Origin of the sequence: Microbacterium sp. NPDC089987, from assembly GCF_044748505.1 — a bacterium.
Lineage (GTDB): Bacteria > Actinomycetota > Actinomycetes > Actinomycetales > Microbacteriaceae > Microbacterium.
On record NZ_JBIVGE010000001.1, the window covers coordinates 827,828 to 843,569 of the forward strand.

The following is a 15,742-nucleotide window of genomic DNA, read 5'->3' on the forward strand; positions in this document are numbered from 1 at the left end:
GCGCCTTCCCCGACGGGGAAGGCGCCTCTGTCGTTCCGGGGCCCTGAGCCCGGGGAAGGGCTGGTCGAAGGGCTAGTCGAAGATGCCGTCCAGGATGCTGCCGATCACCAGGCCGCCGAGGACGCCGCCCATGATGTCGCCGCCGCCCACACCGCCGCGGCGACCCCCGCCGCCGCCCCAGCCGTCGCCGCCCCAGCCCTGATTCTGCGGGCGGGACGAGTCGATGTCGCGCTGGGCGAGCTGCAGGGCCTCGGACGCCAGCAGCGCCACGCGCCGAGCGGCCGCCAGCGCCTGTTCGCGGGTGTTCTCCGCGGGAAGCATCGCGGGGACATCCATGCGCAGACGCTCCGCCTCGGCGAGTCGGGTGCGCGCGTCGGCGCCGATCCAGCCACGATGACCGGCGATGAGCCCGCGTGCCACGCCCAGCTGACGATCGGCGTCGTCGAGGGCATGCTGCACGTGATCGAGCGAGGGGAGCGGGTTCTGTGCGCGGTACTGCGCCTTCGCGATCGCCTCGTCGAGGGCGGTGTTCGCGCCGCGCAGCTGCGTGAGCTCGGCGTAAGGGTCGTTGCGCGTGCCCGACGGCGCGAGCGCGAGCAGCGCGGCCTCGAGCTCCGCGGTCGCCTTGGTCACCTCCGGCGTCTGCGGAGCGCTGCGGGCCGCGACGATGTCACCGCGCGAATCGGCGACGACATCGGCGAGCGTGGATTCGGCGCGCAGCGCCTGGATCTCGAAGTCCTCCACGGCATCCAGCATCGCGCCTGCGCGACGCACGGCCTCGGTCGCGGTCTCGAGGGCGAGGTTCGCCTCCTCGTTCTGACGCGCGGCGCGGCGGCGCTCCGACACGTCTGCGCTGTGGGTGGCGAAGGCGAGAAGCTGCTCGGCTTCGTCACCCGACGAGGCGATGCGACGCATCGCGGTCTCGGAGTACCGCGACGAGAGGCGCTCGATCGTGGAGCGCGCCTGCGGGACGCGTGCGGCGAGGGACTCGGCATCCCGCCGCACCTGCGCGATCACCTCGGGAGCCCTGCGCACCTTCGCGACCGTCTCGGCGAGCTCACCGGTCTTCTCATCGAGCAGATTCTCGGCCCACTCGCACAGCTGCACGATGCGCGCGTTGCGGGTGCGCAGCTCCTCGACCGTGTCGGGGATCTCGTCGTGGTTCAGCTGGTGCAGCTGGAACGCCTCACCCAGGTGAGTGCGCACCGACCGCAGGGCGTTGCCGAGGTCTGCGGTCAGTGAGTCGCCGAGCTCGGCCTGGGCGAACGCGAGCTCATCGGAGGTGGTGCGGATGCGCTCGTCCGCCGCGACCAGCGCCTGCTCGGCGCGGCGCGCGAGATCCGCGTCCTGCGCTGCGAGCGCCTCTTCTTCACGTCTGCGTCTGCCCCAGAATCCGGCCATGTCACGATCCTACGGTCGTCGGTCGGTGCGCGTGCTGTGCATCCGATGCGCCCGTCGCGAACACCACCCCGTCGGCGCCCCATCGCACCGTCGGCGCCCCCTTCGGCTCGCGCCGTGGCGAGGGGGTGCGGATGCCCGAAGGGGGCGCCGACGTCAGGCGAGCGCCTTCGCGGGACGCCCACGCTTGGGGCGCTCGGTGGACAGCTCCAGCTGCAGTGCGTGCTGCGGGTGCTCGCCGAGCCGCTGCTCGACGTGGTCGAGCCAGCTCACCTCGGCCTCGGCCGCGAAGATCATCGAATCGACGACCAGCGTCCTGGCGAGCTCCTCGGGCCCGTCCGCGTTCATGCCGGCGCGCCGGGTGCGGTTCAGTCGCTCCAGCTGTGCGAGCGACGCGGTCCGCTGGTGCTGGATCACGCTCACGACATCGACGCCGGGCAGCGTGGCGGCGACGGCCAGCTTGATCGCCAGCTCGTCGCGCGTGCCGTGCCCGCGCTCGACGGGGCAGTCCAGCCAGGTACGCACCTCCGCCCGTCCCGCCGGCGTGATCTGCCAGTAGACGTGGCCGTGCTCGTCGACCGCGCCCCTCGCGACGAGGCCGTCGCGCTCCAGGCGCTCGAGGGTGTTGTAGATCTGGCCGACGTTGAGCGGCCAGGTGGAGCCGGTGCGGCGATCGAACTCGGCGCGCAGCTGATAGCCGTAGCACGGCCCCTGGTCGAGGATGGCGAGCAGGCTCTGGCGAACGGACATGGTGACTCCTCGACCGGCGCGCCGGTATTGCGTTTCTCGGTATATGCATATCCGGCAACATTGAAGGCCCCCGGGAACCCGCGCGGCGTGTCCGTTCGCCGTGAGCGTGCATCGACCTGCCGGTGCACAGCGTGCGCAGGTCACGCGCCGGTAACATGGCAAAGCATGTCCGGTGCTGACCGTTGCTCCGGGACGTAAATCCAAGGGAGACATCCGTGGCGAATCCTCTCGAGAAGCTGCTGCGCGCGGGCGAGGGACGCATCCTCCGCCGGCTCAAGCAGGTCGCGAAGGCCGTGAACGCGCTCGAAGACGACTTCGAGAAGCTCACCGACGACGAGCTGCGGAATGAGACCGCCGAGCTGCGCGCGCGATTCGACAAGGGCGAGACGCTCGACCAGCTGATGCCGGAGGCCTTCGCCGCCGTGCGCGAGGCCGCACGCCGCACGCTGGGCATGCGCGCCTATGACGTGCAGATCATGGGCGGCGCGGCTCTGCACTTCGGCAACATCGCCGAGATGAAGACCGGTGAGGGCAAGACGCTCGTCGCCGCCTTCCCGTCCTACCTCAACGCCATCGCAGGCGAGGGCGTGCACGTCATCACGGTGAACGACTTCCTCGCCTCGTACCAGTCCGAGCTGATGGGCCGCGTGCATCGTGCGCTGGGCATGACCACCGGGACGATCGTCTCGGGCCAGACTCCCGAGGTGCGCCGCCAGCAGTACGCGGCCGACATCACGTACGGCACGAACAACGAGTTCGGCTTCGACTACCTGCGCGACAACATGGCGTGGCGCAAGGAGGACCTCGTCCAGCGCGGGCACTTCTTCGCCATCGTGGATGAGGTCGACTCGATCCTCATCGATGAGGCCCGCACCCCGCTCATCATCTCGGGCCCGTCCTCGGGTGAGGCGAACCGCTGGTTCACCGAGTTCGCGAAGATCGCCCGCACCCTCGAGCCGGGCGTCGACTACGAGGTCGACGAGAAGAAGCGCACCATCGGCGTCCTGGAGCCGGGCATCGAGAAGGTCGAGGACTACCTCGGCATCGACAACCTCTACGAGTCGGCCAACACCCCGCTCATCTCGTTCCTGAACAACTCGATCAAGGCCATCGCGCTGTTCAAGCGCGACACCGACTACGTCGTGATGAACGACGAGGTCATGATCGTCGACGAGCACACCGGCCGCATCCTCGTCGGGCGCCGCTACAACGAGGGCATCCACCAGGCCATCGAGGCCAAGGAGAGCGTTCCCGTCAAGGCCGAGAACCAGACGCTGGCCACCGTCACGCTGCAGAACTACTTCCGTCTCTACGGCAAGCTCGCCGGCATGACCGGAACCGCCGAGACCGAGGCGGCCGAGTTCATGTCGACCTACAAGCTCGGCGTCGTCCCGATCCCGACCAACCGCCCGATGATCCGCAAGGACCAGCCGGACCTCGTGTACAAGAACGAGCAGGCGAAGTTCGCGCAGGTGGTCGAGGACATCGCCGAGCGCCACGCGGCCGGCCAGCCGGTGCTCGTCGGCACGGTGAGCGTCGAGAAGAGCGAGTACCTCTCGCGACTGCTCGCCAAGAAGGGCGTCAAGCACGAGGTGCTCAACGCCAAGAACCACGCGCGTGAAGCCGAGATCGTCGCGCTCGCCGGAAAGCTCGGCGCCGTCACGGTCGCCACGAACATGGCCGGTCGAGGCACCGACATCATGCTCGGCGGAAACGCCGAGTTCCTCGCGGTGCAGGAGCTCAAGGCCAAGGGCCTCGACCCGGAGGAGACTCCGGAGGAGTACGAGGCCGCGTGGGACGACACCTACGAGGCGATGAAGAAGAAGGTCGCCGAGGACGGTGTCAAGGTCACCGAGGCGGGCGGGCTGTACGTGCTCGGCACCGAGCGCCACGAGTCGCGCCGCATCGACAACCAGCTGCGCGGACGCTCGGGCCGTCAGGGCGACCCCGGTGAGAGCCGCTTCTACCTGAGCCTCACCGACGACCTGATGCGCCTGTTCCAGTCGGGTGCCGCCGAGGCGATCCTCGCCCGCACGAACTTCCCCGACGACGTGCCGATCGAGTCGGGTCTGGTCAGCCGCGCCATCCGCAGCGCCCAGTCGCAGGTCGAGGCGCGCAACGCCGAGATGCGCAAGAACGTGCTCAAGTACGACGACGTGCTGAACCGGCAGCGCGAGGCGATCTACGCCGACCGCCGTCAGATCCTGCACGGTGACGACATCGCCGACCGCGTGCAGCACTTCATCGAGGATGCGATCGGCGGGATCGTCGACGACCACACCAGCGCCGGCCACACCGAGAGCTGGGACTTCGACGCGCTGTGGGCGGAGCTGAAGACGCTGTACCCGATGGACGTGACGATCGACGAGGTCGTCGCGGAAGCGGGAGACCGCAAGGGCGCCATCACCGCGGAGGGGCTCAAGCGCGAGCTGCTCTCCGACGCGAGGATCGCGTACGAGAAGCGCGAGGAGGGGCTCGGCGAGGCCGCGACGCGAGAGCTCGAGCGCCGCGTCGTGCTGCAGGTGCTCGATCGCCGCTGGCGCGATCACCTCTACGAGATGGACTACCTGAAGGACGGCATCGGCCTGCGGGCGATGGCGCAGCGCGACCCGCTGATCGAGTATCAGCGCGAGGGTTATGCGATGTTCCAGGCGATGATGGGCCAGATCAAGGAGGAGTCGGTCGGCTACCTCTTCAACCTCGAGGTCGAGGTGCGTCGCGCCGGCGACGACCAGACCGAGGTCGAGGCCAAGGGCCTGGTCGACGAGCAGCCCGCGCAGAAGCTGGAGTACTCAGCGCCCAACGACGCCGGAGACGTCGAGGTGCGCAACGAGAGCGGTCAGGTGCAGAAGGCGGCCACCGCCCGCGCATCCGTCGCCGCGCGAGGCGCGTTCGGTCAGTCGGTGGATGCCGATGAGCAGCCGACGGGAAACCGCGAGCAGCGACGGGCGCAGAGCAAGAAGAAGAAGTAGCGCGCACCGGCACGGGTGGCGCTGACCGGATGCCGCCCGTGTCGCAGCGACCACCTGCTCAGCCGCGAAGCGGACCAGTGCGAGGATGATCCTGTGATCAGAGCGCAGGAACGTGGGCTGGAGTCGGGACGGGTCGCGTCGTGGCTGCGCGATGCGATCATCGACGGGATCCGTCAGCCCGGAAGCCGGCTCATCGAGCGTGACCTCGCCGGGGAGTTCGGCGTCAGCCGCGTGCCGGTGCGCGATGCTCTGAAGGTGCTCGAGGCCGAGGGCCTCGTCGAGCTGCGTCCTCGCACCTGGGCGGTCGTGCGGAAGTTCACGCTCGAGGACCTCGTCGATCTCGACGAGGTGCGTGAGGTGCTCGAGCCCATGGCCTTCCGTCTCGCCGCCGAGCGCCATCGCCCCGACGGGCTCGAACGTCTGCGGAGCGTCCTGCAGGAGGCGCATGAGTGCGGCGACCGAGCCGACGCGATCGCAGCGCGCCGGGCGGCAGCCGACTTCCACGAGGTCGTCGTCGCCCTGGCCGAGAACGGGCTGCTCGCGGATCTGATGAAGAGCATTCGCAGCCGGCTGCGCTGGTCGCTCGTGCTGCACGACGATCTCGCGCAGGTCACCGACGAGCATGTGGCGCTGTTCGAGGCGGTCCGCGACCGCGACGGAGAGAGGGCCGGCGCCCTGGCCCACGCGCACGTGGAGAGCACTCGTCGCGGCCGGCTGTCGCACGCGACAGCGCTGCGTGACGCTGCCGGTATCCTGGCGGAATGACCCGCCGCACCCTTGATCAGTCGTCGAAGCTGAGGAACGTTCTCTACGAGATCCGTGGCAAGGCGCTGGTCGAGGCGGCGCGCCTGGAGTCCGAGGGGCATCAGATCCTCAAGCTGAACACCGGCAACCCGGCGACCTTCGGCTTCGAGGCGCCGCACCAGATCGTGCGCGACATGCTCGCAGCTCTGCCGACCGCGCACGGGTACAGCGACAGCAAGGGCGTGATCACCGCCCGCCGCGCCGTCGTCAGCCGCTACGAGGAGGTCGAGGGCTTCCCGCGCTTCGATCCGGACGACGTGTTCCTGGGCAACGGCGTCTCCGAGCTGATCACGATGGTCATGCAGGCGCTGCTCGACGAGGGCGACGAGGTGCTCATCCCCGCCCCGGACTATCCGCTCTGGACCGCGATGACATCGCTCGCCGGCGGCACACCCGTGCACTACATCTGCGACGAGGAGAACGGCTGGCAGCCCGACCTCGAGGACATCCGCTCGAAGGTGACGCCGCGCACCAAGGCGATCGTCATCATCAACCCCAACAACCCCACCGGTGCGGTCTACTCCCGCGAGGTGCTCGAGGGACTCGTGCAGATCGCGCGGGAGAACGAACTGCTGCTTCTCTCGGACGAGATCTACGACCGCATCCTCTTCGACGACGCCGAGCACATCCCGACCGCCACGCTCGCACCCGATCTGCTGTGTCTCACCTTCAACGGACTCTCCAAGACCTACCGGGTCGCCGGCTACCGGTCGGGATGGGTGGTCATCACGGGGCCGAAGTCGCACGCCCGCGGTTTCCTCGAGGGCATCACGCTGCTGGCATCCACCCGCCTGTGCCCGAACGTGCCGGCGCAGTACGCCGTGCAGGCAGCGCTCGGCGGTGTGCAGTCGATCGGCTCTCTGATCGCGCCCTCGGGACGGCTGCACGAGCAGCGCGACATCGCCTGGCGCGGCCTCGAGGCGATCCCCGGGGTGAGCTGCGTGAAGCCGGAGGGAGCGCTGTACGCCTTCCCGCGGCTGGATCCCGAGATGCACGAGATCCGCGACGATGAGAAGCTCGTCTACGACCTGCTCGTGTCCGAGAAGATCCTCCTGGTGCAGGGCACCGGGTTCAACTGGCCCACACCCGATCACCTGCGGGTCGTCACGCTGCCGGAGGCACGCGTGCTCAGCGAGGCCGTCGAGCGTCTCGGGAACTTCCTCGCGAGCTACCGGCAGTGAGCTCGGCGCGCGCGCCGAGGCCGGCGGCGATGCGCCGCACGGCGCTCACCAGCTGAGAACGCGGCGCCACGTCCGCGATCGCCCTGGCGTGCAGCGCCGAGGCATCCGCCGCCCGCTGGTCCTGGGGGACGAAGGCGACGTCGTCGATGCCGGCGAACCGGCTGAGAGTGCGCCGAATCTGCCCTCTGGCGTCGATGCCGAGCGGGCCGGGACGGGCACGGTTGGCCACAACCGTCACCGGGGTGTCGCCCACCAGGTGACGCAGCTCGGCGTACCCGCGCAGGAACCGACCGACACCCAGCGGATCGGCGCTCAGCACGGCGATCACCGCGTCGGCCTCGAGCAGCACGGCCGCGGTGGCCGCGTGCCGCTGCGGCGCGTCGGGCCCGAGCTGGTCGTCGTCCTCGTCGAACGCCGCCGCGACGTCGACGACGACCTCGTCCTGCCAGTTCCGGGCGACCGCCAGCGTCGCACGCAGACGCGCGGCGGCGAGCTCCGGCCACCGGCTCGGGCGATTCAGCCCGCCGAGGACATCGAGCACACCCGCCGATGTCTCGAGCGGCACCGCCAGCCGTGACAGCTCGGCGACGTCGAGACTGCCCAGCTGCGCTCGCCGACACGCCGCAGCCAGCCCTGGCGACTCATCACCGAGCCCCAGCTGCAGCGCCACGGAAGGAGCGACGCTGTCGGCGTCGATCAGCGCGGTGCGCCGTCCGGCTCTGGTGAGCTCGACCGCCAGCTGGATAGCGAGGGTGGTGCGTCCCGGCGCGCCGTGCGGCCCCCAGACGGCGAGCACGCGAGGCGGTCGGCCGTGGTCGGACGATCCGGCCACGCCGGCTCCCGAGATGATCGCGGCCAGGACCTGCGCCGCCGGAGTGTCGAACGGCAGCGGGGCGGGCAGGCCGAAGCGCGCTGCGATCCGCGAGTCCGCCGTTCCGACCGGCACGAGGCGCACGGCGGCGCGATCGCAGGCGCTGACCAGGTCGGACGTCAGCACCGAGCGGATCGGCGGCACGAGCAGCGCGTCGATCCCTGCCAGCTGCAGAGCGGTCACGGCATCCGGCGGCACGACGGTGACCTGCGCTCCCTCGAGCTCGAGATCCGTCGCGAGCAGCGCGGCAGCACCCCCGTCGTCGACGATGACCAGATTCGTCACGACCCGGCTCCCGTCGGCACGATCGAGAGGGCATCGCCGCCGGTGATCGCAGCCAGCACATCCGCGATGTCGGCTCGGTCGACGACGATCTCGACATCGATGCGGCCTCCCGCCAGCATCCCCTCCTCCTCGGCGACATGCGCGATGATGGCATCCGCGACGAGGATCCGGGGCTCTTCGAACGAGCGCCCGTCGTCGATCGGGGGCGCGTGCCACAGCTCGACCACCGTCCCCGCCGTCACCCCGGCCGGGACGGCCGTGCTGCCGATCACCACCGACGTCGTTCGCAGATCATCGACGTCGCCGACCGCGGCGAGGGGCACCAGCTCGCCGGCGGTGAGCGTGCGCACCGCCACGGCTCCCGGTTCGAGGCTCTGCGGAGCGAGATACGAGTCGCCGAGCGAGCCGAGCCCCACCTCGACGACCTGAAGCTCGGCCGAGCTGATGGTCTCGCCGGGCAGGACCGTTCTCGTCGCCTGGAGGACCGGCGTGGTCTGGCGCGACGTCGAGACCAGAAGCCAGACACCGGCCACCGATGCGATCACGAGCGCCACGCCGATCAGGAATCGCAGGTCGGCGAAGAACCGACGGTGGGTACGGGAGCGCATCATGCAGACATCGTCACAGAAGCCGGGTGATCGCCGCCGAAGTTATCCACAACGGCCGGTCGGTGACGGCTTTCATGCCATGGCCGGGGGAGAATAAGTGCATGTCCGAAGCATCCGGAGAGGCGCCGCGCTTCCTCGCACCCGCGCAGGTCGCAGAGCTTCTCAGCATCGAGGTCGACGAAGTCATCGACCTCGTGCACGAGGGTCGTCTGCGCGGCTCGAAGGTCGGTTCGCCCCCGCGGTGGCGGGTGGAGCACTCCAGCCTCGCTGAGTACCTCGAAGCCCAGTCCGAGGAAGCGCGTCGGATGGCGCTGTGGCGGCAGTCCAATGAGGCCAGCTTCCCCGAGGTGTGGGGGACCGCGCCGCTGCGGCGGGACTGAGGTCCTCTGCGGCGCGGGCTGCCGCTCCCTCAGACCACGCCCCCGGCGTCTTCCACCCGCACCCAGCTGAGCGCGGCGAACGGGATGCAGCGGAATCCGCGCACCGAGCGCACGCGTCGCGGCTCGTGCGGGTCGTGCAGCGCCAGATCAAGGTGATCGGCGCCGGCGCGGTCGATCGTTCCGTGCTGAGGATCGCCCGAGCGCCTGCCGAGCGTCACAGGCACGCGCCGTCGGGCGAGGTCTCGCAGGACGAAGCCGAGCGTCATGCGCCCGCGCAGGCCCCCATCCGGCGGGGTGGCCGAGAGGCTGGCCAGCAGGGAGCCGTGGTCGACTGCGAGCGACTCGATGGCCCCCAACGGCGCGATCCTCATCCTCGAGTCGCCGCCCGCGCTCACGCCCACCCAGTCGGCGCCGACGACGCGCAGGACGGCATCCCATCGCTCGCCGCCGGCCAGCTCCAGCACCATCCCGCCCTCGGTCGCGCTCATCGCGCGCAGCCGGTCATGCAGCGTCAGCTTCGAGATGCGCAGCCGCTCGGACTCGGCATCCAGCGCCGCCCGCTCGGCCTCCCACTCGGCCGCGAGCTGACCCTCCAGGTCGTCGAAGAGATGCTCCCATTCCACGTTCTCGACAGTAGGGGAGAACTTGCAGGGGCGACGCGAGTTCTCCACAGGGGGGAGATCACCCTGGGCAGCCTTCATTCCCTGTGTTATTTTCGTGGGGTTCGCTACGAAGATGAGCAGGACCACGCGCTGGGGGGATCGTGTGATGACGACGACGACGTTGAACGAGTACTTCGATCCGCAGCCGACCTCGGCGGCCCAGCTGCCCGACCCGGTGCCGCTGCTGCGCAGTCTCACGCAGGGAGCGCTGGAGGTGCTCGCCGGTGTCCGCGAGGTCGATCAGCTCGCGCGGTGGTTCAGTGAAGACGCGTTCCGCGCCCTGGTCGCGCGGGCCAACCTGTCGGCGCGCGCACGAAGCGCACGGAATCTGGCGCCCACGCGCCCGAGCTTCCAGATCCTCTCGATCCGCGAGAGCGCGCCGGTTGACAATGTGATCGAGGCGGTCGTGGTGGTTGCAGGGCCCGGACGCACGCGGGCTGTCGCGATCAGGCTCGAGGGCTTCGACGGACGCTGGCGGGCGAGCTCCCTCGCCATCCTCTGAACGCTGCACGGGGCGCCAGTAGGCTGAATCCGTGTCAACACTCAGCGACCTCGTCCACGCCCAGGGTCTCCTCACGGATGCCGATGTCGAATGGCTCCACCGCATGGCCGGTGACGGCCAGCTGCTGGCCGACCTCGCGTCCGCCGACATGGTGATCTGGGTCAAGACCGCCGACGGTTCGTTCGTCGCGGTCACCCACTCGCGTCCGAGCGGCGCAGCCACCCTGTTCTATCGCGATCTCGTCGGCGAGAAGGTGCGCCCGCAGTGGCGCACGCAGGTGCAGTCGGCGTTCGAGTCCGGGGCGATAGTCGACTCGTCCTCGCCGGACTGGTTCGAGGAGACGCCCACCCGGGTCCGTGCCGTGCCGGTGCGCCGCAGGGAGGGCAAGGACGAGGGCGAGATCATCGGAGTCCTGACCCGGCACACCAATCTCGGCGAGGTGCGGATGCCGTCGCGGCAGCAGATCAGCTTCGACGAGTGCGCGAACGACCTGTTCCGGATGATCACCTCCGGCGAGTTCCCCGACCTCGCCGCGCCGACCGCGCCGCGGCGCGGGGCGCCTCGCGCGTCCGACGGGCTCATCCGCCTCGACGTCGACGGCATCACCACCTTCGCGAGCCCCAATGCGCTGTCCGCCTTCAACCGGATGGGCTTCGACGACGAGCTCGAGGGGGAGTCGCTCGCCGAGGTCACCACTCGGCTCGTGCCGCCGTCGCGTCAGGTCGACGAGTCGCTGCCCGTTGTCGTCACCGGGCGCGCGCCCTGGCGCACCGACATGGAGGCACGCGGCGTCACGGTGTCGCTGCGGGCGATCCCGCTCAAGGATCACGGCACCCGGATCGGTGCGATCGTGCTGTGCCGCGACGTGTCCGAGCTGCGCCACCAGGAGCAGGAGCTGATCACCAAGGACGCGACGATCCGCGAGATCCACCACCGGGTGAAGAACAACCTGCAGACCGTCGCCTCCCTGCTGCGGATCCAGGCGCGTCGCACGCACTCCGACGAGGCCCGCGAGGCGCTCACCCAGGCCATGCGCCGCGTCGAGTCGATCGCCGTCGTGCACGACACCCTCGCCAGCGGGCTCGCGCAGACGGTGGACTTCGACGAGGTGTTCGACCGGGTGCTGAAGCTCGTGGCAGAGGTCGCTGCCGCGCCCAACACACGCGCGCGCACGCAGCTCGAGGGACGCTTCGGGGTGCTGCCCAGCGAGTACGCGACCCCACTCGCGCTGGCTCTCACCGAGGTCGTCACGAACGCCGTCGAGCACGGCCTCGCGGGTCAGGAGGGCATCGTGCGCATCGAGGCGTCCCGCACCTCCGAGCTGCTGCGGGTGACCGTGGCCGACAGCGGACACGGTCTTCCCGAGGGGCGGGTGGGTCAGGGGCTCGGCACGCAGATCGTGCGCACCCTCATCCAGGGCGAGCTCAGCGGCAGCATCGAGTGGAAGGGCGCCGAAGGCGAGGGCACCGAGGTGATCATCGAGATCCCGATGCGGTGGATATCGGTCTGAGCTGAGTTTCCCCGAGACCACGAAAGCGCCGGTCCCCGTCGGGGGCCGGCGCTTTCGGGTGGTCGGGGTCAGCCGGCGCGGCGTGCGCGAGCGGCGCGACGCTTGAGCGCGCGACGCTCGTCTTCAGAGAGACCGCCCCACACGCCCGAGTCCTGGCCGGACTCGAGTGCGTACTGCAAGCAGATCTCGGTGACGGTGCAGGTGGCGCACACTGCCTTCGCCTTCTCGATCTGGTCGACGGCGGGGCCGGTGTTCCCGACGGGGAAGAACAGCTCGGGGTCGACGGTCAGGCAGGCTGCTTTATCGCGCCAATCCATACGGGGGGCTCCTCAGAGATAGGTGTTTCGGTGTGGGGCGCCGTTCACGCGGCGCGCAGATCGGGTGAGCGGATCGGGGTCGGCTACCCTGGTGATGCGGGCGACCGCCCGCCCCACTCCGATGTGGGAGCACATGGCTTGTTCCATTGTGTTACAGAAATAGTCTGAAATCAAGGGTTTTCCTACAGCTCTTGAGAGGAGCCCACGTGCGCCCTTCCGGTCCGGCCGTCGCCGCCGCCATCGTGCTCGCCATCGAGGCCATCGCCCTCGCGGTCGTCTGCGTCATCGAGCTGCTCGCCCTGGGGGCGGGCGGGGCGGCGTCGGACATCAGCGGCATCGCTCTGATCGTGCTCACCATGATCGCGGCTGTCGCCCTGGGGGCGTTCTCGTGGGGCACGCTCCGTCGAGCGTCGTGGGCGCGCTCGGGGGGAGTGGTGCTGCAGGTGCTCGGCGTCGCGCTCGGTCTGGCATCGCTGAGCATCGAGCCGAAGGTGTGGCTGTTCACCCTCGGAGTCGGCGGAACGGCGCTGATCGGCCTCGTGCTGCTGATCAGCGCCACACACCGTGACGGGGCATCCGATCCGCGGCTGAGCCGCGATGACGAGCCGCGCGACCGCGCCTGACGCAGACGCTGGGTGGAGCGTTCAGGCGTCGATGCCGAGGTTCTTGCGCAGCCGGGCGACGTGGCCGGTCGCCTTCACGTTGTACTGCGCGGCGGCGATCGCACCCTCCTCGTCGATGACGAAGGTGGAGCGGATCACGCCCTCGACGACCTTGCCGTAGTTCATCTTCTCGCCCCACACGCCGTACGCTGCATGCACCGCGTGATCGGGGTCGCTGAGCAGCGTGAAGGTGAGACCATCGCGTTCGCGGAACGCCTTCAGCTTCTCCGGCTCGTCGCGGGAGACGCCGACGACGGTGTACCCGGCGGCCTGCAGCGATGAGACGCTGTCACGGAAGTCGCACGCCTGGGTCGTGCAGCCCGGAGTCATCGCCGCCGGGTAGAAGTACAGGATGATCTTCTGGCCGCGCAGATCAGCGAGCGAGACGGACTCGCCGTCCTGATCGAGCAGCGAGAAGTCGGGGGCGGCGGTACCGGGTTCCAGGCGTGTGGTCACTCCTCAAGCCTATCCGGCGAAGGTCGCCAGCAGCCGCTGCAGCGACTCCAGCCGGGCCTGACCGGTCTCGCTCAGCTCGCCGTCGGCTGCCGCCTCGTTCAGGGCGCAGTCCTCGGCATCGGCCAGGTGCGTGCATCCCCGCGGGCAGTCCGCAGCGATCTCCGCGAGCTCGGTGTAGGCGGTGAGGATGTTGGCGGGATCGACGTGCCCGAGCCCGAACGAGCGGACTCCGGGGGTGTCGATCACCCAGCCGCTGCCGGCTCTGCCGACATACCGCAGCGACACGGTCGAGGACGACGTGTGCCGTCCGCGGCCGGTGACCTCGTTGACATGGCCTGTCGCGCGATGCGCGTCGGGCACCAGGGCGTTCACCAGCGTCGACTTGCCGACACCGGAGTGGCCGACGAACACAGTGGAATGGCCCACCAGCGCCTCGCCGATCTCGTCGACGGGCATCTGCCCTCTCGCGCTCGTGAACACCGTCAGGTCCAGTCCCTCGAAGTGGGAGAGGAAGTCGGCGGGGTCGGCGAGGTCGGTCTTGGTCACGACGAGCAGCGGGCGGATGCCGGCATCCAGCGCCGCCACGAGATAGCGATCGACCAGGCGGGCGCGGGGCTCGGGATCGGCGGCGGCGACGACCACGAGCATCTGGTCCGCGTTCGCGACGATGACCCGCTCGACCTGATCGGTGTCGTCGGCGCTGCGGCGCAGCAGCGAGGTGCGCTCGACGATGCCGACGATGCGGCCGAGGGTGCCCTCCTCGCCCGAGAGCTCACCGACGACCCGAGCACGATCACCGGTCACGATCGGCGTGCGTCGCAGCTCCCGCGCCCTGGCGGCCGTGATCGTGTGCTCCTCGGCGGTGTCCTCGCCGAGCAGCACGCTGTACCTGCCTCGGTCGACGCCGAGGATGCGCCCGATCTCCGCGTCATCGTGCGCGGGGCGGCGCTTCGTGCGCGGACGGTTCGCCTTCGGATTGGGGCGGGTGCGGATGCGGCTCTCGTCGAACTCCTCGACATCGTCGAGGTCGTCGTCGTCGCCGAGCCAGCTCACGCGATGGCGCCCGTCAGCATGCGCTCCCAGAGCCGGGTGAACTCGGGCAGGGTCTTGGCGGTCGTGCCGATGTCGTCGATCTCGACCCCCGGAACGCGCAGCCCGATGAGGGCGCCGGTGGTCGCCATCCGGTGATCGTGATGCGCCGGCCAGGCGCCGCCGCGCAGCGGACGCGGGGTGATGCGAAGACCGTCGGGCAGCTCCTCGGCGTCGCCGCCGAGCGCGCGCAGGTTGTTCACCAGCGCCGCGATGCGGTCGGTCTCGTGGGTGCGGATGTGCGCGACGCCCCGGATCGTGGTGGGACCGTCGGCGAACGCGGCGAGACCCACGATGGTCGGTGTCAGCTCGCTCGCCGCGGACAGGTCGATGTCGAGACCCCGGATGCCCTCGCCCGCGCGCACGGTGAGAGCGCCGCCGTGCCGACTGGTGTGCGCGCCGAGCGCGTGCAGGATGTCGGGCAGCAGGGCGCCCGGCTGGGTGGAGTGCAGCGGCCAGCCGGTCACCGTGACCTCGCCGCCGGTCACCAGCGCGGCCGCGAGGAAGGGCGCGGCGTTGGAGAGGTCCGGTTCGATCGCGACGTCCTTCGCGCGGGGGACGCCGGCCTCGACCAGCCATTCGCCAGTGGCGGGACGCTCGATGCGGATGCCGCGCCGGCTGAGCGACTCGATCGTCATGTCGATGTGAGGCAGGCTCGGCAGGTGCTGCCCGATGTGCACGAGATGCAGGCCGACGTCGAAGCGCGGCGCGGCGAGAAGCAGCCCCGAGACGAACTGGCTGGAGCCGGAGGCATCGATCTCGACGCGGCCGCCACGGATCCGTCCGTGCCCTCGCACGGTGAACGGCAGCGACCAGGTGCCCTCGTCATCGATGTCGACCCCCAGGTCGCGCAATCCGGTGATCAGGGCGCCCATCGGCCGGTGCAGCGCGCTCGCGTGCGCGGTCAGGTGAACCTCGTCGTCGGCGAGTCCGGCGAGCGGCGCGATGAAGCGCATCACGGTGCCGGCCTGACCGCAGTCGACGGTCACCCCGCCCCGCAGCCGGGCGGGGGTGACGAGGAGATCGGGGCCGAACTCGCCATCCGAGGGCTCCTCTTCGATGCTCACGCCCAGCAGACGCAGCGCCTCGATCATGCGACGGGAGTCGTCGGAGTGCAGGGGACGGATCAGCCGGCCCGGTCCATCGGCGATCGCGGCGATCACCAGCTCGCGGTTGGTGAGCGACTTGGAGCCGGGGACCGTGACGGACGCGCGCACGGCGTGCTCGGCGAGCGGTGCGACGTACCGGCCTCGAGCGGGTGCAGGGGAATACCGTTCAGTGCTCATCGGTTCTAA

At 70.0% G+C, this 15,742-nt stretch carries 16 protein-coding genes; 7 read left to right on the forward strand and 9 right to left on the reverse strand.

Features of this window, described 5'->3' with window-relative positions:
- Positions 1-72: 72 nt before the first annotated feature.
- Together ACIPV2_RS03770 and ACIPV2_RS03775 are read right to left on the reverse strand one after the other, a co-directional pair.
- The gene (locus ACIPV2_RS03770; RefSeq protein ID WP_400838654.1) at positions 73-1,401 is read right to left on the reverse strand and encodes a hypothetical protein; all 1,329 of its coding nucleotides are present in this window, start codon (positions 1,399-1,401) and stop codon (positions 73-75) included.
- 153 nt (positions 1,402-1,554) lie between these two features.
- A complete protein-coding gene (locus ACIPV2_RS03775; RefSeq protein WP_400838656.1) occupies positions 1,555-2,148 on the reverse strand; it encodes a PadR family transcriptional regulator in 594 nt (197 codons plus the stop codon).
- Between the two features lie 215 nt (positions 2,149-2,363).
- Here ACIPV2_RS03775 and secA point away from each other — a divergent pair, with 215 nt between their 5' ends.
- The 3 genes from secA (at position 2,364) to ACIPV2_RS03790 (ending at position 7,105) form a co-directional block, all read left to right on the forward strand.
- A complete protein-coding gene (secA, locus tag ACIPV2_RS03780; RefSeq protein ID WP_400838658.1) occupies positions 2,364-5,120 on the forward strand; it encodes a preprotein translocase subunit SecA in 2,757 nt (918 codons plus the stop codon).
- A gap of 93 nt (positions 5,121-5,213) precedes the next feature.
- Entirely contained in the window at positions 5,214-5,885 is a 672-nt protein-coding gene (locus ACIPV2_RS03785; RefSeq protein WP_400838660.1) for a GntR family transcriptional regulator, read from the forward strand.
- Positions 5,882-7,105, forward strand: coding sequence for a pyridoxal phosphate-dependent aminotransferase (locus ACIPV2_RS03790; RefSeq protein WP_400838662.1), 1,224 nt, complete (start codon positions 5,882-5,884; stop codon positions 7,103-7,105). Before ACIPV2_RS03785 ends, ACIPV2_RS03790 begins: the two co-directional genes overlap by 4 nt.
- On the opposite strand, the gene ACIPV2_RS03795 is transcribed toward ACIPV2_RS03790, so the two are convergent.
- A complete protein-coding gene (locus tag ACIPV2_RS03795; protein ID WP_400838664.1) occupies positions 7,053-8,261 on the reverse strand; it encodes a CpaE family protein in 1,209 nt (402 codons plus the stop codon). The two genes, ACIPV2_RS03790 and ACIPV2_RS03795, sit on opposite strands and share 53 nt — an antisense overlap.
- On the reverse strand, positions 8,258-8,872 hold the full coding sequence (locus ACIPV2_RS03800) for an SAF domain-containing protein (protein ID WP_400838666.1): 615 nt from the start codon (positions 8,870-8,872) through the stop codon (positions 8,258-8,260). Before ACIPV2_RS03800 ends, ACIPV2_RS03795 begins: the two co-directional genes overlap by 4 nt.
- Positions 8,873-8,970: 98 nt before the next feature.
- Here ACIPV2_RS03800 and ACIPV2_RS03805 point away from each other — a divergent pair, with 98 nt between their 5' ends.
- Complete coding sequence (locus ACIPV2_RS03805; protein WP_101187135.1) at positions 8,971-9,249, forward strand: helix-turn-helix domain-containing protein; 279 nt, start codon at positions 8,971-8,973, stop codon at positions 9,247-9,249.
- A 29-nt stretch (positions 9,250-9,278) separates the two neighbouring features.
- Here ACIPV2_RS03805 and ACIPV2_RS03810 read toward each other — a convergent pair whose 3' ends face one another.
- Positions 9,279-9,872: a hypothetical protein gene (locus ACIPV2_RS03810; protein ID WP_400838669.1), complete on the reverse strand. Its 594-nt coding sequence runs from the start codon at positions 9,870-9,872 to the stop codon at positions 9,279-9,281.
- A 145-nt stretch (positions 9,873-10,017) separates the two neighbouring features.
- Here ACIPV2_RS03810 and ACIPV2_RS03815 point away from each other — a divergent pair, with 145 nt between their 5' ends.
- On the forward strand, positions 10,018-10,413 hold the full coding sequence (locus ACIPV2_RS03815; protein ID WP_101187133.1) for an Rv3235 family protein: 396 nt from the start codon (positions 10,018-10,020) through the stop codon (positions 10,411-10,413).
- Between the two features lie 31 nt (positions 10,414-10,444).
- Positions 10,445-11,923: a sensor histidine kinase gene (locus tag ACIPV2_RS03820; protein WP_101187132.1), complete on the forward strand. Its 1,479-nt coding sequence runs from the start codon at positions 10,445-10,447 to the stop codon at positions 11,921-11,923.
- 68 nt (positions 11,924-11,991) lie between these two features.
- On the opposite strand, the gene ACIPV2_RS03825 is transcribed toward ACIPV2_RS03820, so the two are convergent.
- Positions 11,992-12,240 (reverse strand): WhiB family transcriptional regulator, encoded by a 249-nt coding sequence (locus tag ACIPV2_RS03825; protein ID WP_071641453.1) that lies wholly within the window; start codon positions 12,238-12,240, stop codon positions 11,992-11,994.
- Positions 12,241-12,446: 206 nt separating this feature from the next.
- Here ACIPV2_RS03825 and ACIPV2_RS03830 point away from each other — a divergent pair, with 206 nt between their 5' ends.
- Positions 12,447-12,863, forward strand: a complete 417-nt coding sequence (locus ACIPV2_RS03830) for a hypothetical protein (protein WP_400838671.1) — start codon at positions 12,447-12,449, stop codon at positions 12,861-12,863.
- 21 nt (positions 12,864-12,884) lie between these two features.
- On the opposite strand, the gene bcp is transcribed toward ACIPV2_RS03830, so the two are convergent.
- From bcp to aroA, 3 genes are read right to left on the reverse strand one after another with little or no spacing between them, the layout of a single operon-like run.
- On the reverse strand, positions 12,885-13,358 hold the full coding sequence (bcp, locus tag ACIPV2_RS03835; protein ID WP_400838673.1) for a thioredoxin-dependent thiol peroxidase: 474 nt from the start codon (positions 13,356-13,358) through the stop codon (positions 12,885-12,887).
- A gap of 9 nt (positions 13,359-13,367) precedes the next feature.
- A complete protein-coding gene (gene rsgA, locus ACIPV2_RS03840; protein ID WP_400838675.1) occupies positions 13,368-14,411 on the reverse strand; it encodes a ribosome small subunit-dependent GTPase A in 1,044 nt (347 codons plus the stop codon).
- Entirely contained in the window at positions 14,408-15,733 is a 1,326-nt protein-coding gene (aroA, locus tag ACIPV2_RS03845) for a 3-phosphoshikimate 1-carboxyvinyltransferase (protein ID WP_101187128.1), read from the reverse strand. Before aroA ends, rsgA begins: the two co-directional genes overlap by 4 nt.
- Between the last annotated feature and the right edge of the window lie 9 nt (positions 15,734-15,742).

What these genes read in the sequence shown, in the direction of transcription:
- ACIPV2_RS03770 (WP_400838654.1), bottom strand. Translation starts at nt 1,401, where the DNA reads ATGGCCGGATTCTGGGGCAGACGCAGACGTGAAGAAGAGGCGCTCGCA.
- ACIPV2_RS03825 (WP_071641453.1), bottom strand. Translation starts at nt 12,240, where the DNA reads ATGGATTGGCGCGATAAAGCAGCCTGCCTGACCGTCGACCCCGAGCTG.
- ACIPV2_RS03805 (WP_101187135.1), top strand. Translation starts at nt 8,971, where the DNA reads ATGTCCGAAGCATCCGGAGAGGCGCCGCGCTTCCTCGCACCCGCGCAG.
- ACIPV2_RS03775 (WP_400838656.1), bottom strand. Translation starts at nt 2,148, where the DNA reads ATGTCCGTTCGCCAGAGCCTGCTCGCCATCCTCGACCAGGGGCCGTGC.
- ACIPV2_RS03800 (WP_400838666.1), bottom strand. Translation starts at nt 8,872, where the DNA reads ATGATGCGCTCCCGTACCCACCGTCGGTTCTTCGCCGACCTGCGATTC.
- ACIPV2_RS03790 (WP_400838662.1), top strand. Translation starts at nt 5,882, where the DNA reads ATGACCCGCCGCACCCTTGATCAGTCGTCGAAGCTGAGGAACGTTCTC.
- ACIPV2_RS03815 (WP_101187133.1), top strand. Translation starts at nt 10,018, where the DNA reads ATGACGACGACGACGTTGAACGAGTACTTCGATCCGCAGCCGACCTCG.
- aroA (WP_101187128.1), bottom strand. Translation starts at nt 15,733, where the DNA reads ATGAGCACTGAACGGTATTCCCCTGCACCCGCTCGAGGCCGGTACGTC.